Genomic DNA, 22,813 nt, shown 5'->3' with positions numbered 1-22,813 from the left:
TGACGCAGGCGGCCTCCGGCAACAGCCGGCGGCACGGCCGCCGCAGACTGCACCGGCGATCAATGCGCCGGTGCGATGTCGCCGTCGTCGTCGGCGACGACGGCGACCGTCGATCCGGGCGCGAGCGCGTCGACGGTCGCATTGACGACGAGCAATGCCAACACTTCGCCATCCGGTGCGCTGACGACACGCGCGAGCTCGCAGGATGCATGGAAACGATCGGCGAAACCGTCCGGCCGCGTCACGGCGACCGTGATCCGCCGGCCCGCGAGGAAACGCGGCGGCGACGATACGAACAGCACGCCGATGCCGCGGCCGCGTATCGAGAAGGTCTGCGCAATGGTGCCCAGCATCATCCCTGCTCCCTCCCGACGGACGCCGATCGCGCGGACTGACTCATTTCAACGCGGAATTGCCGCCACGGAACGCTCCGGACGCAGTCGGTCGAGAACGTCTCCCGATCAACGCGCGACGTCAACCAGCGGGCAGTCCTGCGGCGCGCCGCAGCTCCTGCACGACCGGGTGGCTGCTGAAGCCCGAGAACATCCGCGACTTCGGCATGAAGGTGATGCGATTGCCGAACTCGGTGTCGCGCTTCAGATGGATGGTCACCGGATGGATGTTGATCCAGCGATTCTCGGTGACGTCGGCTATCGCCGCGAGCGGCACCTTGATCTCGCGAAAATAATTGGAAACGTAAAGATTGCCGTCATCGATGCTCACGCGCTTCAGCGGCATGCACATCCACAACATCGCGAAGGCGCCGATCCCCCATATCAGGAACGGAAACGCCCCCAACCCCGGCGACGCCTGCGACTCACGGAAATGGGCGGCCAGCACGATGCTTCCGCACAGCACGATCCACACCGCCGGGAAAACCAGCTTCATGAAGAAGGTCTGGGCGGAAGACAGGTTTCGCTGCATCGGAGCAATCGCCGGGTCGTGAGGTCGTGCCGCTGCACGGGACATGCGCGGGCGAAAGGGTGAATCGGAGGCAACTGTCGGCCAGCGGAATGCGTCGGTCAATACGATCGCGACGATTCTTTCGCGAGCCCCGCCTTACGGCCCCAGCATCCCCGGCACCTGCTCCACGAGCGCGTCGATCGCCGCGCGCGTCCGCGTCGGCAGGTAGCGCGACTGCGGCCATACCGCGTGGACTTCGCTGGCCACGGTGTGCTGGCTGCTCGTGACGAGGGTCAGCTCGCCGCTGCGCAGACGCGGCGCGATCAGCCAGCACGGCAGCCAGGCCAGACCGTGACCGGCGATGGCCGCGTCGGCGATGGCCTGCACGTCGTCGAAGCGCAGACGGCTCCCGATCAGGGGCTCGCGCAGCTCGCCGTCGGTGTCGCGGATACGCCACTGCGCGGACGAGCCGTTGAGGCCGTAGACGATGGCCGCGTGCGTCGCGAAATCCGCCAGGCCGCGTGGCGTGCCGCGCTCGGCGAGATACGACGGCGCCGCGCAGATGCCCATGGCCTGCGAACCGAGCCGCCGCGCCGCCAGGGTCGCGCTGTCGCGCAGCGGGCCTATGCGCACGGCGAGATCGAAGCCTTCCTCGACGAGATCGACGACACGGTCGCTGAAGGACATCTCCACCTGCAGCCGCGGATGCCGGCGCGCGAGCGTCGCGAGCACCGGCGCCACGCACTGGCGGCCGAACAGCAGCGGCGCGCTGACGCGCAGGCGGCCGACGGGCTCGCGGCGGCCGCTGTCGAACGCCGCCTCGGCGGCGTCGAGCTCGGCCAGCGCGCGCACGCAGCGCTCGTAATAGGCCTGGCCGTCCTCGGTCAGGCTCTGCTGCCGTGTCGTGCGCTGGAACAACCGCGTGCCGAGGCGCCGCTCGAGCCGCGCAATCGTCTTGCCGACGGCCGAACGGGTCAGGCCCAGGCGTTCCGCCGCGAGCGCGAAACTGCCGGCGTCCACGGCCTGTACGAAGGTGTCGATGCCGTTCAAGCGGTCATTCATGACGCAATTGGTTCCTGCACGGATACACAGATAGTACCGAATCTCTCCACTGAGGAAGGTAAAGAAACTATATCGTGCGCAGCCATCCGGCCACGGCTCTGCGCCGCCGCCGGTTTCCTTCCCCTTCGGAGCACGTCATGCAGGCCTATCACGTCCATCCCGGCAAGAATTTCGACGGCATCGTCGCCTTCCAGCGCACGTTGCCGGCGCCCGGCCCCTACGAAGTGCGCGTGCGCATTCGCGCGGTCGCATTGAACTACCGCGATCTCATGGTGATCCGCGGCGACTACAACGGCGGCGACGCCGAGCCCGTCGTGCCGGCCTCCGACGGCGCCGGCGACGTCGTCGAGATCGGCGACGAGGTCACCCGCTTCAAGGTCGGCGACCGCGTCGCGACGACGTTCTTCGCGAACTGGATCGAAGGCCGCCAGACACCGGAAAAATCGAAGGACTCCTTCGGCGGCCTGATCGACGGCGCGCTGGCCGAGGAAATCGTCGTCTCGCAGGACTCGCTGTTCAGGGTGCCCGCGCATCTGGACTACCACGAAGCCGCGACCCTGACCTGCGCCGGCGTCACGGCCTGGAACTCGCTGTTCGTCGAAGGCCGCGCGAAGCCCGGCGACAGCGTGCTGCTGCTCGGCACCGGCGGCGTGTCGATCTGGGGCCTGCAGCTGGCCAAGGCCGCCGGCCTGCAGACCGTGATCACCTCGTCCAGCGACGCCAAGCTCGAACGCGCGCGCCGGCTCGGCGCCGACGTGACGATCAACTACGCGACGACGCCGGACTGGCACGAGGAAGTCCTGCGCGCGACCGGCGGCGAAGGCGTCGACGTCGTCGTCGAAGTCGGCGGCGCCGGTACCCTGAAGAAATCCCTGCAGGCCACGCGCATGGGCGGCACGGTCGCGATCGTCGGCGGCGTCTCCGGCTGGGGCAGCGAGCTCGATCCGTTCCAGATGATCCGCGGCGCCAAGCACCTCAGCGGCGTCTACGTCGGCAGCCTGGCCATGCTCGAAGACCTCGCGCGCTTCGTGGCGCTGCATCGGATCAAGCCCGTCGTCGACCGCGTGTTTCCGTTCGCGCAGGCGCGCGCGGCCTACGAGTACCTCGACAGCGGCAGCCACTTCGGCAAGGTCGTGATTGCGGTGGACTGAGATCGGCGCGCGCAGGCGCCTGGATCGGACGGCGCCACCGGCCGGCGGCTTTTCGCCGCCGGCTCTACGGATCGATCACCGCAACGACGCGCAAGCATCCCGTCGGCGAACGGTCCGTCAGCCCGCACGACGGCGCGCGCCCGCCGAGAGCAGGTCGTGCGACGGCGCACAAGCCCCGCAATGCGGCGTAGTCCGGTCGGCACCGGGCATCTACGGTAACGGACGCGCGCCCGCCGCCTTCCGCACCGAGGACTTGCCGTGCTCCATCGCCGCCGTTTCGCCGCCGTGCTGCTGTTCTCGCTGTTCGGCGCCACGGCCGCCCGGGCCCAATCCGGCGTGCTGATCGGAACGACCACCGACGCATTCACGCACGAGCCGCTGGCCGGCGTGCTCGTGACGGTCGTCGGCGCCGACGCTACGGCTCCGAAGACGGCGACGACCGACAGCGACGGGAACTACCGCATTGCCGACCTCGCGCCCGGCACCTATGCGGTGCAGTCGGCGAAAGCCGGCTACCACACCTTCGTTCGCCGCGACGTCCAGGTACGGTTGAACCGCACGCTGCGCATCAACGCGGAACTGCTCGAACGAGCGCCCTGACCGCCGCATCACGCCGTTGCGCTCACGGGCGCGAAAACGTGGCAGGCTCACTTGGCCGCGGTCAAGACGGGGCCGGGTTCAGGCCGGACGCGACGGCCCACCTGCGCGGCTTTGCCGCTGCGGCGCACCGCCGATGGCTTCGGCGGCCCGGGCTTCGTTTCCGTCGTTTCCCATTTCGACGACGAGCCTTTCCAGCGCGTAGTCGGCGATCGTCCGCTTCGTTCCCGTGGCGTGGCTGGCGTCGCCGCGCAGATGGTTGCGAATCGCGGAAAGCGTCTCCGACTCCGCAGCCGCCAGAGCGCTCCCTCTTCCCGTACGCCGCCAACGCAGGAAGTCCGAAAGCGCCACTAGCTGGTGGCTGTCCAACTGCCGGATCAGCGCCGCAGTCTGCTCCGCTTTCGAGAGGTCCAGGAACAGCGGCCGGCGTCGCCAGCCTTTGGACTCATCCATCGCCTCGCCGATGAACTCGGCGAAATTCGCCGCCATCCGCTGCAACAACCGCCAGCGCCTGTCCTCGTCAAGCCGGCTGCGCATCAGCCGGTAGTTCTCGTCGATGCAGGTCGCGAGGCGCTCGCCTTCTTTTTCGCCGTGCATGCGGATACGCGCGATGGTACCCGCCAGCGCCTCCCTGTCGTAACCGTGCAGGTCCAGCGTTCCGCCCTGCCGGTGCCGGTCCATCGCCTCGACATGCAGATCCACGACCTCGGCAGCCGTCTGCCCGATGATCCGTGCGGCCGAAAACAGCAGGAATGTCGCCGCGCCATTGACCAGCGTCGCAAGCTTGAGCGGCTTGTTGCTGCCGAGGTACTTCATGTACCGCGCGCACATGCTCTCGAAGTCTTCCTGAGAAAGCAGGCGTACATCGCCGCGCAGCGCGCGCGGCAGGACCGACCTCGAATTGTCGGCGGACAACGCCTGAATGTCCTTGGCGATGGCCTTTGATTCGAAGATACCGGTTTCGATGTAGTCGGCGATGCTCGGCAGGATGGGCCATTCGCCCGGACTCAGCGCGGCATTGTCGTCAAGGAAATCCTGGATAGGCTCGTCGATCGACTTGGACAAGAGCACGAAGTCCAGCCAGGCCGCCCGGTCGCGAATGAATTCGACCAGAGCCGGCCTCATCGAATGGTCCTTGCGGATCGCCAGGGTCGTGGCGGCGATCATCGTCAGCACCGCGTCGGTCTGCTCCTTGCCTGCTCCGGCAGCGGCAAGCTCGATGGCGATCGGCCGGCAAAGATCAATGACGGCTCTGACGCTGCGCAAATTGCTGGTGCGCGCGGCGCGAATCGCGGTCAGCAGCTTCGCGCGACTGCCGCGGAGCGCAGACTGGGCTCGCTCGTCCTCGACCGCGTCGACGAGTCCATCGAAGGCGCTGTCGATGCTCGGCTCGAACTTGAACGCGTAGGACACGACCTTCTCGCGAATGTCCTTGTACTTCGCCTCGTGCGCGGCCAGTTTCGTATCGTTGGCCTGCAGCTTTTCTTCATCCCCGATCAGCAGGACCGGAACACGCGCCTCCTCGATCAGGTGCTGTACGAAGCCGATCAGGACCTGGGGCGCACCGCAGAAACGTTCGAGATCGTCGATGCAAACCACGGCCAGCGCCGAGTTGAGATCGGGTTTCGGCGCGATGTCGTTGAGTTCCAGCTTCACCGAACGCAGCGCCGCCTTCAGGGCGATGCCGGACAGGCCCGCGGCACTGGAGTTCATCAGTGGATAGACCGCCCGCAGCAAGGCCGCATCGAGATCGCCGCTGGTAGCCAGCCCGGAAACCGACAGATAGAGCGGCCGCAGCTTTCCGCTCCCGGCGTCGATCCCCGCGATGGCCTTGAACGCGTGAAGCCGGATGAACGTCGACTTGCCGCTGCCCCACTTGCCGTGGATCAGTACCGCGCCGCCGGGCGGGCGCCGGACGACGTAGGCGCGCAGGAACTCCAGCAGCCGGTCGCCGAGCACGCCGGCGGGAGGGCTGAAACCTTCCCGTACCGGCACCGTTCCATTGCCTCTGCGGAAGTAACCGAGGAACTGGGCCATTGGAGCCGCAACCTTCGTCGTGTCGCCGTTCGGGATCGGGGGAAAACCACGGGAACCGGAAGTGCCACTTCGGAACAACGCCGTCATTTGCTCATCGCAATCCCGACGAGCACCAGCGTCACGGCGCTGATCAGCGTGAACGCCGAGAACGCCGTGCCCAGCCCCGCGAGCACGCGCCGGCGGCGCTTCTCGAACAACCCGGCGATGCCCAGGCACAGCGCGATGAATGCCAGGCCGAGGAACAGGAACATCAGCAGGCCTATTCCGGCCGCGAGCGGCGAATCTTCGCGCACGCCGCCCGGTGTGCTCAGTTCGAGATAGCCGGCGACGGCGAACAGCGAAACGATGCAGAGCGCCGCGACGATGCTCATCATGAACGAGGCGATGCCCAGGCCCGAATGGCGGAGTTCTTCCACGGATGTCCCCTGTCGAACGATGACCGCTGCTGCAGCCGGAACACGCCGGACTGCCCTGCCTACACCGCGAAATCTCCCCTCGCGCGCCGGCGAACGACGCCAGAGCTTATCGGATGCGGCCGGCGCGTGCGCACCGGCGTCGGCCGGCTGATGGACCGCGAGTTGCCGTCATCGCTCGCATCCGCCAGATGGTCTTCGTCCCAGAAATAACGGAATGTCTGCCGGAAGGCGGCGCACTGACGGTACAGGCGGCGAGCCTGCCACGGCAGCAGCAGGTAGTTCTGCGCCCCTTCTCCGGGCAATCCGCAGACAGCGACGGTCAGGAGCGCGAGCCCGGCCGCGCGGTCGGCCGCGAGCAGCACGACGGCGCCGGCCGCCGCGACGATCAGCGACGCGACCGTCACGCCGCGCGACGAGCGCCGGCGATGCAGCCGCTGCGCCGCGAGGAAGTCGCTGTCGGACAACTTCCCTGAGATCACGCTGCCTCCTGCGGATACGGAAACTGCCGCCATCGTAAGTGCCATGGTTCCTGCTGTCGCGTCCGGCCGGGCGGCCTGTGCCGATGATTCGTCGAGCGCAGCGGGACAGGCGCACCGGCCGGCAAGTTCGACCGGGCAGGAGTTCGGGAAAGGCTCCTGCGCGCGCACGACGGCGGTCGCGCGGTGCGAGGCGTCGCCTGCGGGCCGAGTCGCCGCGAGTGCTGAGAGAAACGGATCTGTCGCGACAGGAGTACGAGGCTCGCAAACCCAGGCTGCGACGGCTGTCCATCCGCACACGAGCCCAAGCGTATCTGACCGGCGATCGGCAGACAGTCATTCACCAGATGCAGGAGAAGCCATGTACAAAGGACCTTTCTCGATCGCGGTTTCGGATCGCGCCGAACGGATCGATCTGACGGCGCTCCCCGATGCGGAACGCCAGCTGATGACGCACGGCATCCACTTTTCTCCCGACAAGCACGAGGCTTTCCGGTTCTTCGTCGTGCCCCAGATCGAAGTCCTGAGCAGGAAGCCGCACAGGACGATCCACAACGTCTCGTTCGAAAAAGTCAACCGCGTGCTCATCGACATCCGGGCCTCCGGCGCCGACGTCCAGTTTCTCGGCATGTTCCCGACCACGCTCACCACGGACGGACGATGGGAACTCGATTTGAGCGGCGAGGCGCTGCTGAACGTCGTGGTTCCCGGCGCGGCGGCGCTGAAACTGACGGCGCTCGCAAAGAACCTGGTTCGCCGGAAAACTCGCCCGTCGATCAAGGCGCACCGGACGAATCAGGTCGCGCAGTGGATCTTCTTCAAGGAATGGCTGGACAAGGGCGCCGACTTCCGGATGCAGATCGTCTGTGTCGTGGACCGGTCCGCAGCGCAGGATGCCCGCCAGGTGACCTGCAACGCGAAATTCGCGGACGACGGGCGTCTCATCAAGAAGGTCGACAACAAGGTGATCCGCTTTCCCGAAAGCTGATCGGCGCGACCGGCGGCACCGATGTTCGCGCACGGGACGGGCGCCACGAACATGATGTGTCCCATTCCGCGACGCGTGGCCGCCCCGGTCGTCTTCGGCTCACCGTTGCAGCGCCGCGACGTCGCGGCATCGGGAACCGGAACGCTCCGCGGAGGCTCACTGAGTCAGCGGCATCGCAGAACGAATCAGTTGCCGCCAGGGTTCATTGCCGAAGCGCTTCTTCCGGTCGATGGTCAGCGCGCGGCGCCACAGGTTCCGCGCGATGCGCTTCCGGCCGATCCGGATGTAGGCCATTCCGGCGTCAAAGTAATCCTCCAGGATCGACTCGGTCGTCGGCGGACTCGTCTCGATCAGGCGACGCAGACGCCGCGCCCCCTCGGCATGGTTTCCGCGCATTAATTCCAGACGCGCCAGCAGCGCCGGCGCATAAGCGTCCAGCTGCCCGTAGGCTTCGACCCAGGGATCCTCCAGCGACTGATCGACCGCCTGCTGGGCCAGGTGGAGATCGCCCAGACGGAAACCCACGCGGAACCGGTGAAGACGCACGTTGAATATCCAGCGCAGCGCGTTGCTGTCCAGCGCGACATGGCGCTGGAAGACGTCTTCGGCGCGATCGAGCTCGGCCAGGAAGCGCGGCGACGCGTCGCGCTCGACACGCTGCGAGATGGCGTCGATCCAGGCCGAGTAGGCAGCGACGCAACGGCTGATCGCCTCGGAGACTTCGTTGCCGCCGAGGCGCGCCGACTCGGCGCTGACGAGGAACAGGCGCGCTGCTGTCGCGAAATTGCCGCCCAGCCGGTCGATGTAGGCGAGATCGTATTCGGCGCGCGAGACTTCGACGAACAATTTCCAGCGGCGCAACAGCGGCATGATCTTCCCGAGATCGGCTCTGGCTCGGTGGTGTTGGCCGGCCCGCCGATACAGGTTCGCGAGCCTGACGCCGAGAATCGCACCGACTTTCCTGGCCTCTGGAGCGCGAGCTCCGCGTCCGGATGCGAGCTTGCGCAGACAGGCCTGCAGGAACGGTTTGTAGAAGATGCCTTCGACGTCGAGATAGACCAGGCTCACGTGGAGCTCTTCGGCCGAAAAATAACGAGCCGTCGCTCGCCGGGCCACGAGTGCACGGACATGCCTGGCGAGCACGCCGACCAGCCGCGCGCGTCCGCGCGCTCCGGTTCCGGGTTTCATCATCGAGGCGCAGGCGTATACCTCGCGGTAGTACTCCTCGCCCCGGTGCGCCGCGAGCTTGGCGAGAAAATAGTCTTCGCGGGACAGCAGCTCGAACAGGCCGTCGACGTCTCCGGCGCCGATGAGCTGGTGCGGCAGTTCGGACAGTTTCCGCAGATTCGGCCGCTTCGCATCGCCTCGGCCGAGAAACAGGGGCTCGGCCCGGAAATGGCGGATCAGCGCGCGCCGGAATTTCGCGCGCGACGCTTCCGTCGGCAGGAAGGCCTGCGCCACGGCCTCGTCGAAGATCCGGTGAAAGAACGTCAGCGCCGCCGTCCCGTCGGCACCGCGCTCGACCAGGAAGGACGCCAGATCGTCGCGCAGCCGCGACCAGAAGATCACCGGCAGGTTGCGCAGCGGCGGAAGATCGTTTGCGCGATTGTTCGCCTCCACGAGGCGTCGGTACGATTCGTCTTCCCACAGCAGGGCCAGCAGTTCCGATTCCGTCAGACCCTGCTTCGAAGCGGCCAGCAGTCCGCAGACGTTCGACACGAGCAGCGGCGCGTGACCGCCGGGACCGGAAAGCTCGGTAAAGAACCGGCGAATGAGCGCGACGGTAGTCATCGGCAGATGCGGCGTCCGAACGCGCTGCCCGTCGTAAGCCGCCCAGCGCCGCGCGAAGAACGCGGCGACGCGCAGATACAGGGGTGAGCCTTCCTTGCCGAACAGGCGCAGCACGTGATCTTCCTGCGTACGCTCGAGGCAGCGGTCGCTCTCGCGCAGCAGCGAACGCAGGACGTCGCGACCGGCCGGTGCCGGCAGCGGTCCGATGCGAATGCTGTCGGCTCCCACCATTCTTCGGCGCAACGCGTCCAGCAACTCGCCGTCGACCGTCGAAATCAACACCGCCACTCCCGCCGGTGCCGGCCACGGCAACCAGTCGAGGCTGCGCGCCGGATCGCCCCGGGGCAGCTGGTCCAGCGCGTCCAGCGCCAGCAGCACGCCGCGCGGTCTCGTGGCGGCGACGTCGGCGAGCCGGCGCCGCAGATCGCGGCCGAGCTGCGCCAAGTCCGGGGATTCCCGCCCGATCTCGCTGCCGGGACCGGCGAGCTGCCGCAGCAGGCCGGCCAAGAGCGAATGCCCCGCGGAAGCCGATGCGGTCGCGCCGACGTAGCGCTGTACGACGAACAGCCCTCGATACGTGTCGGACGCCATGGACGCCGCTTTCGCCACGAGGGTGGATTTTCCGATGCCGCCGACGCCGTGCACGATCAGTCCGCGCCCGCCGGACTGGTCGAGAAACGCGTCGACGCGGCCGATCAGATCCTCGCGCCCGAGGACGAGCGCGGCGCGATCCTGACCGAACGCGTCGTGCCGCAACCATTCCTGTTCGTCGTCGCGCAGCTGTTCGAGGCGCGAGATTTCGTTCTGCACGAGCCGCCCGAGCAGACGCTCCGCGTTGGCCGCGAAGGCGGCCTCGTAGTCGCCGGAATCGCCGCCAGGCCCGACGAACTCCTGATAGACCAGCACGTTGTCGCCGAGCACCGACTGCACCCGCGCAACCAGGGCAGCCAGCCGTTCCGCCGCTTCCGTATCGAGTTCGCCGGCCGCATCGATGTCGTTGAAAGACGTGTCCGGCGGCAGCGCGGTCGCCGGCGGTATGCCGAGCCGCCGCCGCACGAAGCACAGCACGTGCTGCCGGAAGTCGGGTCTGGCCGCATGCGCCTGCGTGTCGAAGACACCGCGCGCGATTTCCTGCGCGGTAGCGGACAGGAAGTATTTGTCACGCGTCTCGGCGGACAGGCCGGCAGCGCTCGCGCCGGCGCGGAGCGCACTCCGGAGTTCCTCTTCCACGACACGCCAGCGATGCGGGTCCCGCGCCAGGCTGCCGCTGCGCGGCTGCAGCACGCGATGCGGCGGGATCTGGTTGCGATCGAGCCGGTACCAGCGCTCCAGCAGCGCGAGCCGGCTCGCCGGAAACTCTTGGCGCAACGCTTCGACGATGCGCCGGTACTCGTCGTCCGGGATCAGGTTCGGCAGCGGCTGCCAGCCATAGCGGCCGCCGACCAGCGCGAGGAAACAGGGCTGCAGCGATGTCTGGATGCAGCGCGTCACCTCGTTCAGGCAGACCCGCAAGGTCTGCTGCGAGCGGGCATCTTCCTCACCGATGCCCCAGCGTAAATCGATGGGCTGGAACTGATAGCCGCGGTCGGCGCAATAGCGCTGGAGCTTCGGGAAGATCAGCGTATCGAGGATTTCGCGTTCGCGACGGAAGTCGCTGAACGTCGAGCTCACGAACAGGCGAATGCTGCTGGCGCGGATCGGCATGGTGTTTCTTCAGTGCGTGGAGCGGACCGTCACGGCGAGCGACGTGCGACGCAGTCGTCGGTCGGCTGGGGATGGCACAGGCGCGTGTCGTCGATCGTGTACGCGGCCTGTTGCAGCAGGGCCGTCAGCGACCGTCCGCCGTCGACTCCGCAGACCAGACGTTCCGTTCCGCACAAGCGCCGGGGGTCGACGCCGCAGTTCTCCAGCTGCGGCAGACGGCCTGCCCACGAGGACGGAGCGCTGGCGAGGCGACCACCGATCGCCACGGCAATGATCTGCGGCAACGCGCTTCGCTCGAGCACTTCCGCGAGGCTGCGGCGACCTTCGGTGTCCAACAGCACGAGGTCGGCCCACTCGGCGGGCGCCAGCGCTCCGACCTGCCCCTGGAGTCCCACTGCGCGCGCGCCGCCGGCGGTCATCATCCGATGCACGTCGGCAGCGCCCAGGCGTCCGTGCAGGCTGTCACGGCTGTAGCGCGACAGGCAGCGCGCCTCGTCGAGCAAGGTCAGCGAGCCCGAAGGCGCCCAGTCGGTGCCCAGGCCGAGCGTCACGCCCGCATTCTTCAGCTCGATGACCGGCGCCGTCGCGGCATAGAGCCGAAAGTTCGACCGCGGCGACAGCACGACAGCGACGTCCTGCCGCGCGAGCTGCGGAATCTGCCGCGAGCTGATCGCAACACCGTGGATGAATGCATTCGGCGTCGACTTGCCGGCGACGGCCCGGAGCAGGCAATCGACTTCGTAGCGGGCGCTCGCGTCGGTTCCTTCACCGACATGCGCAAGGAAGGGCCGCTCCGGATCGGCATGCACCGCGCCCGCCTCCGCCGCTGTGCAGGACGCCGCGAGTTTCTCCATGCTGGCGCCGTCGTCGAGCGGAAACGTGCTGTCGGCAATCGGAAGGCCGGCCGGCGTGCCGAGCGGTGCTTCGGCGAGACCCAGATTGCGCACGAATGCGCGAAACTCCTTGGCGCCCGAGAGCGACGTCGTGCCCGACAGCGCGTGACGCAGCATCGCGCGCTCGCTGACGTCGGCTCTCACTCCGGCATCGGCCGGTGCGTCGCCTTCGAAGCCGCGTTCGGCTGCGTGGAGCCGGCGCCACTCGTTGCGGTGTTTCCAGCGGTGCACAGGTGGCTGCGCCGGCTGCTGGTAGCTGTAGTCGATGTGCTCGTGGAGATTGATGAAGCCGGCGGACACCAGCGCGCCCGGACAGTCGAGCACGACGGCGTCGGCAATATCCGGCACCGCACACCCGGCTGCTTCGATACGACCGTCGGGGCCGATCGTCAGGCTCCCGCCAAGGTACAGCCGGTCGCCGCTGATCAGGTTCGCGCGCAACACCTGGCGCGGTCCGCTTCCGCTCAGCGTGCAATCGGCGAAGACGCCGACGTAGGACGCGTCGCAGCGTTCGATCCGATAGCCGCCGCCGTCGAACAGGCGCTGATCGGGCGCTCGCACCACGTGGCGCGTCAACGGCGCACACCCGCCGAGCGCCACCACAGCCGCAACGAGGAACCGCGTCTTCATCGATCGATTGCTCCGCTGTCGTGTCGAGATGCCGGCCGCACATGCCGGCTTCCGCGTCCCGGGTCGAACGTCCGCCGGACGGAAACTGTCGGGAAAGCAAGCAACCTCCCACGAGGCGTCCGCAGGAGGTGTGCAGGACGCGGCCGTTGCGCGCAAGAAGCGGGCAGGCTCGCATTGTGTCAGCGAGTCGCTCGGTGCCTCGGCGGTCTTCGACTGCGAAGCGAGAGTGAATCCAGCGCGGCCTGAGATTCACGGCCGCGCGCGGTGCCGCCGGGCACGGAGTGAACCGCAAGTGCCCTCTGTATCGTCTGCATAGCGATCCGACGAAACGCCCGCAAATTCCGAACGGCGGTCGTCGCCGGCCGCACCCCAAGCACACGCAGGACGTGGCTCCGGTGCGACAGTCGCGCGGGCAGGCCTGCCCTGCCTTTTGGGATATTTTGATTTGTCGGGAGACGGCTAAGCTCCGGCGACCTGCCGCACCGGAGATCGCGATGTCGCGCCGTCTGTTGTTCGTGTGTCTTGCCGCCTGCCTCGCCGCCTGTCAGCCTGCCGCCGTACGCAAGCCGGACGGCGCGGCGGCCGGCGTGGACGCCGCGGCCGCCGACCGCGCCTTCGAATCGCTGTCGGCGCGCTGGCTCGACGAGTCCATGCGTCATTCGCCGGTCGGCGCGACCCTCGCCGGCGACCATCGCTACGACGCGGAGCTCGACGACCTCGGCGCCGAAGGCCGCGCCGCGACCGACGCCTTCAACCGCGGCCTGCTGCAGCAGCTCGAACGCCTGGACCCTGCGCAGCTGTCGCGCGCGAACCAGGTCGACTGTCAGATCCTGCGCAACCAGCTGCAGTACGAGCTCTGGAATTCCGCGACGTTCCAGTCCTGGGCCTGGAATCCGCTGGTCTATAGCTCCCTTGCCGGCAACTCGCTGTACCTGCTGATGATGCGCGACTTCGCGCCGCTGCCCGACCGGCTAAACCACGCTACCGCGCGCATCGAAAAGCTGCCGCGCCTGCTCGCGCAGGCCCGCGCGAATCTCGATCCGGCGCGCGTGCCCAGGGTGCATGCGGAAACGGCCGCGCTGCAGAACGGCGGCCTGCTCGATCTCGTCGACCAGATGATCCTGCCGCAGGCCGGCGTGCTCGGCCCGGCCGACAGGAAGCGCCTCGACAGCGCCGTCGCAGGACTGCGCAAGGCCGTCGCCGAACACCAGGCCTGGCTCGACGGCACGCTCATTCCGGCCGCGCGCGGCGACTTCCGCGTCGGTGCGCAGCGCTTCGACGAAAAGCTCGCGTTCGCCGTGAACTCGCCGCTGCAGCGCAGCGAGATCCGCCGCCGCGCCGAGGCCGAGCTCGAACGCGTACGTGCCGAAATGTATACGCAGTCGGTTTCGCTGCTGTCGGCCCGTCCCGGCGCACCGGCCTATCCGGCGCGTCCGGACAAGGCGACCGCGCGCGCGACGATCGCCGCGGCGCTGAAGCTCGCTGCCGCGGAACGACCGACACGCGAGAACGTGATCGCCGAAACCGAAACGGCAGTCGCCGAAACGACCGCGTTCGTGCGGCAGAAGAACCTGATCACCCTGCCGGACACGCCGCTGCAGATCGTGCTGCGGCCGCCGTTCCAGCGCGGCCTCAACCTCGTGACCTGCGAGCCGCCGGGACCGCTGGAGAAACATCTGCCGACGTTCTATACAGTGTCGCCGATCCCCGACGACTGGACGCCGGCGCAGGTCGAATCCCATCTGCGCGAATACAACACCCGCTCGATCCGCGAGCTGACCATACACGAAGCCATGCCGGGCCACTTCGTGCAGATGTGGCATGCGAACCGCTACGCCTCGCCGCTGCGCGCCGTGCTCTGGTCGGGGCCGTTCGTCGAGGGCTGGGCCTGGTACTCGCAGAACATGATGGTCGACGAAGGCTATCGCGGCGACGATCCGCTGTACCGGCTCGTGCATCTGAAGTGGCTGCTGCGCGGCATCAGCAACGCGATCGTCGACCAGATGGTGCATGTCGACGGCAAGAGCCGCGACGAGACCGTGCGCTTCATGATCGAGGAGACCTTCCAGGAAGAACGCGAGGCCGCCGGCAAATGGACGCGCGCGCAGCTCGACGCGGCGCAGCTGTCGACCTATTTCGTCGGCGCCGAGGAATGGATGGCGCTGCGCCGGGAAGCGCAGCGCCGCGAAGGCGCGAACTTCGATCTCAAGCGCTACCACGACGGCGTGCTGGCCTTCGGCGCGCCGCCGGTGCGGTTTGCGCGGGCGCTGTACTTGAACGAGGCGATACGCTGAGCAGGCCAGCTGCGCCCGCGAGCGGCTCGGTGCGGCCTGCGCGGATGCAGGACTGCGCGAGCCGGCCGCGAGCAAGGCCGTCCGCCAGGCCGGCCATCCGAGCGCGACCGGCAGCAGGCTGACGGCGGCTCTGTCCGCTGCGGTGCACCGTGCCACGTGCGACGACGGTCTTGCAGGGCCTGAACTTCGCAAGGCCCCATTGATCTGCCGCGGGATGTGCCGCACGTCGGGACAGCGGCCCGCGTCGCCGCCGATCGACACGACAGGGCCGGGTCATCGGGCGAGCTGGAGCAGACGCTGGAATACGCGCGCCGTTTTCGCTGCCGGAGACCGCCATGCAACGCTACGCCAGCCAGTCCGGCAAACCGTACGGCGCGACCGGGTTCGAGATCGAACCCGGCGCGATCGTCGTCCGGTTCAGGAACGGACGACGCTATCGCTACACCCTTCGCTCCTGCGGTGCGCCCCACGTCCGCGCCATGAAGCGGCTGGCGTTGGCCGGCGAAGGGCTGAGCACGTATGTCGCGCAGCGGCAGCCGGAGTACGAAGATAAGTTCTGACGAATGCGGCCGGCGCGAACACTCCATGAGCGTCGGCGAGGATCCGGCTGTATAGAATCGAGCGAGCCATCGCCCGCTGCCGATCACCATCCCAGCGCCAGCCCTCATGTCCGACGAACAGGAGCCGATCTATTTCTATACCAGAGCGATGGCCTACTGGGGGCTCAGCAATTTCGCGCCGCCGGGTGTCGCGCTGGATGGAATCTACTGGCCGACGGTGGAACATTATTTCCAGGCCCTGAAATTCCTCGACGCGGCCCACCGAACCCGCATCCACCGCGCGCCGACGCCGCACGAGGCGCGCACCTTGGGGCAGTCGCGGTCCCTGCCGATACGGCACGACTGGGACGTGCAGCGCGACGCGATCATGCTCGAGGCGCTGCGCGCGAAGTTCCGTCAGCCTGACGCACGGCGCCTGTTGCTGTCGACCCGGCAACGGATGCTCGTTGAGGCTTCGCCGTATGACTACTACTGGGGCGCCGGACAGGACGGCTCCGGCAAGAATCGACTCGGCGAACTGCTGATGCAGGTGCGTGCGGAGGCGCAAGCGGACACCTGAGCCGACCGGGGACCCCCATGCCCCTGAGTTGCGGAAAATCGGAACACCCATGTGTTCCGAGCTTCCGGAGTCCAGGACGCGGGCTCGTAGCCGGTTTTGAGGCGCTCATCTCGGCGGCCGCTCCTGTTTTCCGAAGCGCGCCGCGCCGCATCGCCAAATCGTGCACCGTCGGCCGGCAGGGGGCTCGGACGCCTCTCGCATGCCGGCGAAAGCACTCCTGTTGCGATGCTGGATACGCCCCCTTGTGCTTGCCAACGGGCTCGGCACTGCCTAGATTGATTCCGTGCCGCCCGCCGGCCAGATTTGTGCAAAGCGGGAAGAGGGGGCCGAGGCCGTCTGCTGCGTTCCGACAGGGCCGCTGGTTTCCGAACCCTGGACACGATCGCCGTCAGAGGCAGATCACGATGCGCAATCCGCTCAAGCTGTCCGCGCAGGATCAACCATACGCCGGCAGTCTCGAAGAAATCCTCGTCGATGACCTGTACCGGCGCGCACCGGTGCCGGCGGTGATGCTGTTGCCCGTGCTCGGGGCGTTCTACTGGGTCCTCGCGGATGTCATTCCCCAACGTCCTGTCATCGGCTGGATCTTCATCGCGCTGGTCCTGCTGGTGATTCCGCGGCTCCTCATCGTTCTCCGGGCCGACCGCATCAAGGCGCGCTTTCCGGAAGCCCATCAGCGGCTGCTGTTCTTTGCAGTGCCGACGGTGGTGGTCGGGCTCGGCATGTCGGCGATCAACATCATCGCCGCTCCGCTGATCACGGCGGAACAGCTGGTCATGCTCGCGATCATCGCGGCCGGCATCAATTCGATCGCGATCATCAGCATGAGCTCCAGCCTGGGCACCTATCTGCTCTACATGGCGCCGAACATCGGCTCGATCGCGGTGGCCGAGCTGATCGGGCCGCCGCTGGCGTTCCGCGGAGTCTTCCTGTTCCTGGTCGGCACGAACCTGTTGTCGCTCGTGGTCATGGCGACGAGCGTGCACCTGAAGGCCCGACGCAACATCCTGCTGCAGCTCCGGAACAACGAGATGAATGCGTTGCTGCAGGAGGTCAACTGCCAGCTGAAAGGCGAAGTCGAAGAGCGCATGGCCGCGGCCGCGGAGCTCAAAGCCCGGAACGAAGACCTCGAAGCGCTGAACCTGCGCATGGCCAAGACACATGCGCGCATGCTGCAGTCGGAGAAAATGGCGTCGATCGGACAGCTCGCGGCCGGCATCGCGCACGAGATCAACAACCCGATCGCGTTCGTGCGCTCGAACCTCCATAGCCTTGCCAGCTACGTCAACGACCTCGTCGCGGTGATGAAAGCGTACGAGAACGCGGAGGCAACCCGCGACGGCGAGGTGGAACGGCGCAAGCTTGCCGAACTCAAGCGCTCGACCGATGTGGACAACGTCATCGGCGACATACCGCCGTTGATCGCCGAATCGTCCGACGGACTCAGCCGCGTGGAAAAGATCGTCAGGGATCTGAAGAAATTTTCCCACGGCGGCAAGGCGTCATGGCAGAGCGTCGATCTGCATGAATGCATCGAGACCACGCTCAACCTCGCGGCCCACGAGATCGAGCGCAACGCCGAGGTCGTTCGCGAGTACGGCACTCTGCCGCCGGTGGCCTGCCTGCCGGGGCAGATCAATCAGGTATTCCTGAACCTGTTGGTCCATGCGGCGCAGTCGCTCGTGCATCGCGGCACTATCACGATTCGCACCGGCCGCGACGGCGACTCGGTCTGGGTGCAAGTGCAGGACACCGGACCGGGCGTTTCGCCCGAAGACCTTTCCCGCATCTTCGATCCGTTCTTCACCACGGACTTCACGGCCAAGCAGGTCGGCACCAACCCGGGACTCGGGCTGTCAGTGTCCTACAACATCGTTCAGCAGCACGGCGGCTCGATCGACGTGGCCAGCGAAGTCGGGAAAGGCTCCACGTTCACTGTGCGGCTGCCGATCGAGCATCGGCCGTCGGTCGAGGATGCGGCGTAGGACCGCGGGTTGACAGCGAGGCCGGAGGGGTCGAGGCCTAGGACGCCGAGCACAATGCCGTGCGCATCGCGATCGACACGCCACTGCTCTATCTCAGGGGCGACGCCGACGGTCGCGACCCCGCCGACTATGTCGACGGACTCCGCGCGGCGGGCGCGGAGAACCTCGCGTCGGGAGACGCCTGCCGAACTCGGGCGAATACGTCGCCGAAGAGGCGTCGGACGCGTTCATGGCGGCCGTTCGCCAGTTTCGGGAGCGGCTAACGGAATGACCGGCCCCAACAACACCGATCGGGACACCCAACGCTCCGGAGAGGCGGCCGGACGAACGCTGCCCTTGCCCAGCTTGGACACCTTATTCCGGACCGATGAATGTCCCGACTTGGATTCGCAGTTGCAGCTGTCCCAAATTGATTCCTGACAGACCGCGAGCGGCTGCGCAATGAAACCATGTTCGGCTACCAGCACAAACGCAGTCCGTTCATCGACTCCAGATTCAGACATTCGGCGTTCACACCACATCCCACCCCACCGCCCCCTTCTCGAGCACCGCTTCCGCCAGCGCCTCGATCGCCTTGTCTTCGTTGATCGTCATCCCCCGCACGTTCCGCCGCAGCCTCCGCCGCGCCTGCCGCGTGAACACGTCGGCGATCGTGATGGCGCTCTGCTGCCCGGGATGGTTTTCCCTCACCAGGCTGTCCGCCCGCGACAGCACGCAGAGGCCGACGAACAGGTCAATCGCGATGTCGGCGATGCGTTTCTGCGCGTGCTGTTCGTCCGCGATGCCCTTGCCGTACTGGCGCAGCAGCGCGTCGGCGGCTTTCGACAGCTCGACCACGTATTTTTCGTAGACGGTCGCGGCCTTGCGCAGGCTCGGGTGGAGTTCGCGCAGGATCTTGTCGGTGCCGTAACCGGTGGTTTCGCTGGCTTTGCGGCGGACGTAGGTGCTCAGGACGCCGAAGCCTTTGATCGGGTCGTTGAAGATGTTGCCGACGGCGTGCTTGAGTTCGCTGAGCGTGGCGCCGACGTCCTTGAGGCCGGACAGCGCGATGTAGAGGCGCAGGATCTCGTTGGTGCCTTCGAAGATCGAGAGGATGCGCGTGTCGCGCGTGACCTGCTCGTACGGGAATTCGCGCATGAAGCCGTTGCCGCCGGCGATCTGCAGGGCTTCGTAGCTCGCACGCTGGACGGCTTCGCTCGCGAAGACCTTGCTCATCGCGGCTTCCACGGAATAGTCGGTGCAGCCCGAATCGATGTAGTGGGCGACCATCCAGACCGCGCTCTCGGCGGCGAAGCAGTCGACGGTCATCTGCGCGATCTTCTCGCGCACGAGGCCGAACTCGGCGACGGGCTTGCCGAACTGCTTGCGCTCCTTGGCCTGGGCGCAGGCGAGCTTGATCAAGGTCTTCATGCCGCCGACAGCGCCGCCGCCGAGGCCGGTGCGGCCGTTGTTCAGGATGGCCATCGCGACCTTGAAGCCTTTGCCGACTTCGCCGAGCACCTGGTCGGCCGGCAACTTGACGTCGCTGAAGGCGACCGTGGTCGTGCTCGACGCGCGTATGCCCATCTTGTCTTCGTGCGGGCCGTGGCTGACGCCGGCCTGACTGGCTTCGACGATGAACGCGGTCATCTTGCCTTCGGGCGTGTCGGTCTTCGCGAACACCGTGTAGAAGTCGGCGATGCCGCCGTTGGTGATCCAGATCTTCTCGCCGTTCAGGGTCCAGGTGCCGTCGTCGTCGCGGGTGGCCTTGGTGCGCACGGACGCGGCATCGGAACCGGCGCCGGCCTCGGTCAGGCAGAACGCGGCGATCATCTCGCCGGTCGCGAGCCTGGGCAGGTACTTGGCCTTCTGCGCGTCGGTGCCGAACAGCAGCAGGCCTTTCATGCCGATGGAGCTGTGCGCGCCGATCGTCAGCGAGACCGACGAGTCGTGCGAGCTCGTCTGCGTCAGCACGCGCGCATAGGCCGCGTTGGACAGGCCCAGGCCGCCGAATTCCTCGGGAATGATCAGGCCGAACAGGCCCATGTCGCGCAGGGCCTGGATGAATTCGGGCGGCTGCTCGGCCTTGCGGTCGTAGTGCTTGAGGTCGGCGTGCTTCGGCGCGAGGAAGTCGTCGATCGCATCGAGCATCGCGCCGAGCATCTCGCGATCCTTGTCGCGCATCTTCGGGTACGGGAACAGGTTCTCTTCGACGATCTCGCCGAAGAACAGGTTCTTCGCGACGCTCTGGTCGCGGCGCAAGGTGTCGGCGTGCGCGCCGGCGGCGGCTGGGTTGGCGGCGGTGGTTTCCATGAGCGAACTCCCTAGGCATGACGCGATGCGGCAGTGTGGTATCGCCGCGGCGGCGGGCGCAACAGGAAAAGTGGATTGAGCGCTTGACCGGTCTGTGGTGAGCAGGTGCGTTGCAGTGCACCATGATCCAGCGCGCGCAAAGGCTGCGTGCGGTCGCGCGGCTCGCCGCGGATGCACACGGGCCGGCTGCGCAATCGCGGTGTGGTTTCGCCGCCCCGGCAGCCGCGCATGGGTGACGCTGCCCGATGCTGCGCAGCCGAAGGTGTGACGCAGCTCCGCGGCGTTTTCTCCGGCGCGTGTTCCGCGCGGCTCAGCCGTCGAATCGACCGGCGAAGATCCCGTCGTTGCTCCCGCCGTAAGCCAGCTGGAACCCGCCCTGCGCGGCGGCATTGAAGCCGGTGACGACGACGCTCACGGGCTGGTCGCTCGCGCTGGTCGAGGTCAGCAGGCTCTGCGGCCGCAGCCTTCGTCGTCGGCGACTGTCGGGAAAGCGCCGCGGATCTGGATGACGGTGTCGAAGCTCGCGAGTCCGCACGTCGCAAACGTGTAGGTATGGCCGGCCTGTGCATTCAGCGCGCAGATCCACTGGCCGCGCGGACCGATGCGGCCGATGCCGGTGACCTGCGTCGCCGGGGTCGGCAGCAAGGTGGCGATCACGTCGTTGATCGTGACCGGAAACTCGTGGCGTCCCCGGGCCGAATTGTTCGCGACATTGGCATCGGTGCCGCCGGTGCCGCCGAGGTAGATCACCGGGTGGTAGATGCCGACCGGTACGCTGCCGCTGATGAGATAACTGCCGAGGTTGAGCAGCGCGAGGCTGTTCGGGAACGGCGGCACGGTCGTGACGTAGTCGCTGCGGCCGAGATGGACGCTGCTGTTGTAGGCCATGCGCGCGCGCCGCTCAGATAGACGTCGACGGCCGGATTGCCGAGACTGCTCGTACCGAGGTTCTGCAAGGTGACTGCACCGCTGAAGCCGAGGCTCTGGCCGTGCGTGTAGCTCGCGAACGTCGTCAGCGTCGGCGAAGATGCCGAACGCGGCGCAGACGATGCGAGTGGCGAACATGCGTTTTCCCCCTTCCGCTGCGGCGCGAGATCGCGCGCTGCCGCAACGGCCGCCGCGAGGACGTCCGCTGCGCACCCGAGGCGACGATGCGGACTCCGCTTCCGCGCCGCCGCCCGCCTAGCCTGTGCCAACGACGAAAGCAAGCGGCGATCATCCGCGGCCATCGACCGCGCAGGCTCGAAACCAACGCTGTCGCGACGGCCGGAGTTCTCGCATCCGCGAAGGCGGCGGTGCGAAACCGGTCATCGTCGTTTTGCCGGGGTACGGGAGTGCGCGGCGATGCCGAGGCTCAGGGCGATTGCCGCAGCGACGCCCAGGCCATCAGCCGGAAATACGGCATGACCGGCGGATCGCGCCGGCGCAGCGACGGCCACGGGCGATTCAGTTCGGCCGCGGCGAGCGCCCATTCTTCGGCGAGCAGACTGGTCTCGCGGACGGTGCTGTCCTGCAGCAGCACGGTGGCGCGCACGATATCTCCCTCGCGCAGCGCGAGGCGCAGCTGCAGCAACGGCAGGATGTCCTGGGTGACGAGATCGGCATCGTCGGCCGGCGGCACGTCCGGTGCGTCGCCGCCCAGTCTCAGCGCTACTATGCGCACGAGGCTCGGCCAGACCGGATCGCCGGACTGGCGCGCTTCGGTCGCGGCGCGATCGAGCGCGGTGTCGCGCGCGGCCGTGTCGCCCTGGCGCTGGGCGACCTGGGCGAGCATCAGATTGGCGTCGAGCAGGCTCAGGGTCTCGCGCTTCTCGCGGGCGCGCGCGAGCGCCTCGTCGACGCGACGGCGCGCGTCGGCGACGTCGTCCTGCTCGAACGCCAGCGCGGCAGCCAGCAGCGGCGCGCGCAGAGCCCAGTCGTCGCGATTGCCGCGGCGGGCCAGCTCGGAGGTGTCGGCCAGCGCCGTGCGGGCGTGCGCGACGTCGCCGCTGCCGTAGGCGAGCAGCGCGTCGAGCGCGGCCATCGCGACCGGATTGCGCTGCGCATCGAGCCGCTGCAGCACGGCGCGCACGCCGGCGGCGTCGCCGAGCGCTGCGCGCAGCGCGAGCAGATCCTCGACGCGCCGGTCCTCGAGCGCGGTCACCGGAATCTTGCGCAGCTCGTCGAGCGCGAGTTCGTTCTGGCCGCGCTGATGCAGCAGCTGCGCGGCGGCATAGCGCAGGATCCAGGCGTCGGGACGCAGGTCGAGCAGCGCGCCGATCGCGGCCTTGATGTCGACGCTGCGGCCCTCGGCGAAGGCCTGGGCCATGGTCAGGTACGCGGCGACGAACGCGTCGGGCGCGCCGGCCGCACGCGTGCGTGCCTGCTGCAACCATTGCGCGGCGCGCGCGCGATCGCCGGCGCTCGCGCGCCAGACCGTCAGCAGCAGCGCCGGCAGCGGCGTCGTCGCATCGCCGTCGTGGACGGCGGCGAGCA

Annotated in this window: 18 protein-coding genes; 7 read left to right on the top strand and 11 right to left on the bottom strand. The window is 67.6% G+C overall.

The genetic code is table 11. The features are described from left to right. Positions 1 to 59 precede the first annotated feature (59 nt). The 3 genes from NON22_RS03965 to NON22_RS03955 form a co-directional block, all read right to left on the bottom strand. Complete coding sequence (locus tag NON22_RS03965) at positions 60 to 353, bottom strand: hypothetical protein (RefSeq protein ID WP_257385614.1); 294 nt, start codon at positions 351 to 353, stop codon at positions 60 to 62. Between the two features lie 121 nt (positions 354 to 474). Next, entirely contained in the window at positions 475 to 924 is a 450-nt protein-coding gene (locus tag NON22_RS03960) for a hypothetical protein (protein WP_257385613.1), read from the bottom strand. A gap of 135 nt (positions 925 to 1,059) precedes the next feature. Next, complete coding sequence (locus NON22_RS03955) at positions 1,060 to 1,965, bottom strand: LysR family transcriptional regulator (RefSeq protein ID WP_257385612.1); 906 nt, start codon at positions 1,963 to 1,965, stop codon at positions 1,060 to 1,062. 137 nt (positions 1,966 to 2,102) lie between these two features. Between NON22_RS03955 and NON22_RS03950 the strand changes: the two genes are divergently transcribed. Continuing rightward, complete coding sequence (locus NON22_RS03950; RefSeq protein ID WP_257385611.1) at positions 2,103 to 3,116, top strand: zinc-dependent alcohol dehydrogenase family protein; 1,014 nt, start codon at positions 2,103 to 2,105, stop codon at positions 3,114 to 3,116. A gap of 258 nt (positions 3,117 to 3,374) precedes the next feature. Beyond that, positions 3,375 to 3,716: a carboxypeptidase-like regulatory domain-containing protein gene (locus tag NON22_RS03945; protein WP_257385610.1), complete on the top strand. Its 342-nt coding sequence runs from the start codon at positions 3,375 to 3,377 to the stop codon at positions 3,714 to 3,716. A gap of 78 nt (positions 3,717 to 3,794) precedes the next feature. On the opposite strand, the gene NON22_RS03940 is transcribed toward NON22_RS03945, so the two are convergent. The 3 genes from NON22_RS03940 to NON22_RS03930 form a co-directional block, all read right to left on the bottom strand. After that, entirely contained in the window at positions 3,795 to 5,750 is a 1,956-nt protein-coding gene (locus tag NON22_RS03940) for a KAP family NTPase (protein ID WP_257385609.1), read from the bottom strand. A gap of 83 nt (positions 5,751 to 5,833) precedes the next feature. Next, positions 5,834 to 6,166: a hypothetical protein gene (locus NON22_RS03935; RefSeq protein WP_257385608.1), complete on the bottom strand. Its 333-nt coding sequence runs from the start codon at positions 6,164 to 6,166 to the stop codon at positions 5,834 to 5,836. A 59-nt stretch (positions 6,167 to 6,225) separates the two neighbouring features. Continuing rightward, the gene (locus NON22_RS03930; protein ID WP_257385607.1) at positions 6,226 to 6,690 is read right to left on the bottom strand and encodes a hypothetical protein; all 465 of its coding nucleotides are present in this window, start codon (positions 6,688 to 6,690) and stop codon (positions 6,226 to 6,228) included. Between the two features lie 313 nt (positions 6,691 to 7,003). On the opposite strand from NON22_RS03930, the gene NON22_RS03925 reads away from it, so the two are divergent. Further along, positions 7,004 to 7,630, top strand: coding sequence for a hypothetical protein (locus NON22_RS03925; protein WP_257385606.1), 627 nt, complete (start codon positions 7,004 to 7,006; stop codon positions 7,628 to 7,630). Between the two features lie 156 nt (positions 7,631 to 7,786). Here the strand turns inward: NON22_RS03925 and NON22_RS03920 are convergent, their stop codons facing one another. Next, positions 7,787 to 11,125, bottom strand: coding sequence for an AAA family ATPase (locus tag NON22_RS03920; protein WP_257385605.1), 3,339 nt, complete (start codon positions 11,123 to 11,125; stop codon positions 7,787 to 7,789). Positions 11,126 to 11,154: 29 nt separating this feature from the next. Further along, on the bottom strand, positions 11,155 to 12,648 hold the full coding sequence (locus tag NON22_RS03915; RefSeq protein ID WP_257385604.1) for an amidohydrolase family protein: 1,494 nt from the start codon (positions 12,646 to 12,648) through the stop codon (positions 11,155 to 11,157). A gap of 494 nt (positions 12,649 to 13,142) precedes the next feature. On the opposite strand from NON22_RS03915, the gene NON22_RS03910 reads away from it, so the two are divergent. The 4 genes from NON22_RS03910 to NON22_RS03895 all read left to right on the top strand — a co-directional run bounded on the left by NON22_RS03910 (position 13,143) and on the right by NON22_RS03895 (position 18,046). Then, positions 13,143 to 14,942: a DUF885 domain-containing protein gene (locus NON22_RS03910; RefSeq protein ID WP_257385603.1), complete on the top strand. Its 1,800-nt coding sequence runs from the start codon at positions 13,143 to 13,145 to the stop codon at positions 14,940 to 14,942. A gap of 335 nt (positions 14,943 to 15,277) precedes the next feature. Next, positions 15,278 to 15,502 (top strand): hypothetical protein, encoded by a 225-nt coding sequence (locus NON22_RS03905; protein ID WP_257385602.1) that lies wholly within the window; start codon positions 15,278 to 15,280, stop codon positions 15,500 to 15,502. A gap of 106 nt (positions 15,503 to 15,608) precedes the next feature. After that, positions 15,609 to 16,061, top strand: a complete 453-nt coding sequence (gene ybiA / locus NON22_RS03900; protein WP_257385601.1) for a riboflavin biosynthesis intermediates N-glycosidase — start codon at positions 15,609 to 15,611, stop codon at positions 16,059 to 16,061. Between the two features lie 305 nt (positions 16,062 to 16,366). Next, entirely contained in the window at positions 16,367 to 18,046 is a 1,680-nt protein-coding gene (locus NON22_RS03895; RefSeq protein WP_257385600.1) for an ATP-binding protein, read from the top strand. A gap of 510 nt (positions 18,047 to 18,556) precedes the next feature. On the opposite strand, the gene NON22_RS03890 is transcribed toward NON22_RS03895, so the two are convergent. The 3 genes from NON22_RS03890 to NON22_RS03880 form a co-directional block, all read right to left on the bottom strand. Next, complete coding sequence (locus NON22_RS03890; protein WP_257385599.1) at positions 18,557 to 20,338, bottom strand: acyl-CoA dehydrogenase family protein; 1,782 nt, start codon at positions 20,336 to 20,338, stop codon at positions 18,557 to 18,559. Between the two features lie 441 nt (positions 20,339 to 20,779). Further along, positions 20,780 to 21,226 (bottom strand): hypothetical protein, encoded by a 447-nt coding sequence (locus NON22_RS03885; RefSeq protein WP_257385598.1) that lies wholly within the window; start codon positions 21,224 to 21,226, stop codon positions 20,780 to 20,782. 466 nt (positions 21,227 to 21,692) lie between these two features. Beyond that, a partial coding sequence (locus NON22_RS03880) for a tetratricopeptide repeat protein (RefSeq protein ID WP_257385597.1) occupies positions 21,693 to 22,813 on the bottom strand: 1,121 nt, incomplete at its 5' end.

It is taken from the genome of Tahibacter caeni, assembly GCF_024609805.1.
Classification (GTDB): domain Bacteria; phylum Pseudomonadota; class Gammaproteobacteria; order Xanthomonadales; family Rhodanobacteraceae; genus Tahibacter; species Tahibacter caeni.
Note: the sequence above shows the minus strand (reverse complement) of the source record. Positions and strands in the feature narration are given on the sequence as shown.

What these genes read in the sequence shown, in the direction of transcription:
- NON22_RS03965 (WP_257385614.1), bottom strand. Translation starts at nt 353, where the DNA reads ATGCTGGGCACCATTGCGCAGACCTTCTCGATACGCGGCCGCGGCATC.
- NON22_RS03960 (WP_257385613.1), bottom strand. Translation starts at nt 924, where the DNA reads ATGCAGCGAAACCTGTCTTCCGCCCAGACCTTCTTCATGAAGCTGGTT.
- NON22_RS03955 (WP_257385612.1), bottom strand. Translation starts at nt 1,965, where the DNA reads ATGAATGACCGCTTGAACGGCATCGACACCTTCGTACAGGCCGTGGAC.
- NON22_RS03950 (WP_257385611.1), top strand. Translation starts at nt 2,103, where the DNA reads ATGCAGGCCTATCACGTCCATCCCGGCAAGAATTTCGACGGCATCGTC.
- NON22_RS03940 (WP_257385609.1), bottom strand. Translation starts at nt 5,750, where the DNA reads ATGGCCCAGTTCCTCGGTTACTTCCGCAGAGGCAATGGAACGGTGCCG.
- NON22_RS03930 (WP_257385607.1), bottom strand. Translation starts at nt 6,690, where the DNA reads ATGGCACTTACGATGGCGGCAGTTTCCGTATCCGCAGGAGGCAGCGTG.
- NON22_RS03925 (WP_257385606.1), top strand. Translation starts at nt 7,004, where the DNA reads ATGTACAAAGGACCTTTCTCGATCGCGGTTTCGGATCGCGCCGAACGG.
- NON22_RS03920 (WP_257385605.1), bottom strand. Translation starts at nt 11,125, where the DNA reads ATGCCGATCCGCGCCAGCAGCATTCGCCTGTTCGTGAGCTCGACGTTC.
- NON22_RS03915 (WP_257385604.1), bottom strand. Translation starts at nt 12,648, where the DNA reads ATGAAGACGCGGTTCCTCGTTGCGGCTGTGGTGGCGCTCGGCGGGTGT.
- NON22_RS03910 (WP_257385603.1), top strand. Translation starts at nt 13,143, where the DNA reads ATGTCGCGCCGTCTGTTGTTCGTGTGTCTTGCCGCCTGCCTCGCCGCC.
- NON22_RS03905 (WP_257385602.1), top strand. Translation starts at nt 15,278, where the DNA reads ATGCAACGCTACGCCAGCCAGTCCGGCAAACCGTACGGCGCGACCGGG.
- ybiA (WP_257385601.1), top strand. Translation starts at nt 15,609, where the DNA reads ATGTCCGACGAACAGGAGCCGATCTATTTCTATACCAGAGCGATGGCC.
- NON22_RS03890 (WP_257385599.1), bottom strand. Translation starts at nt 20,338, where the DNA reads ATGGAAACCACCGCCGCCAACCCAGCCGCCGCCGGCGCGCACGCCGAC.
- NON22_RS03885 (WP_257385598.1), bottom strand. Translation starts at nt 21,226, where the DNA reads ATGGCCTACAACAGCAGCGTCCATCTCGGCCGCAGCGACTACGTCACG.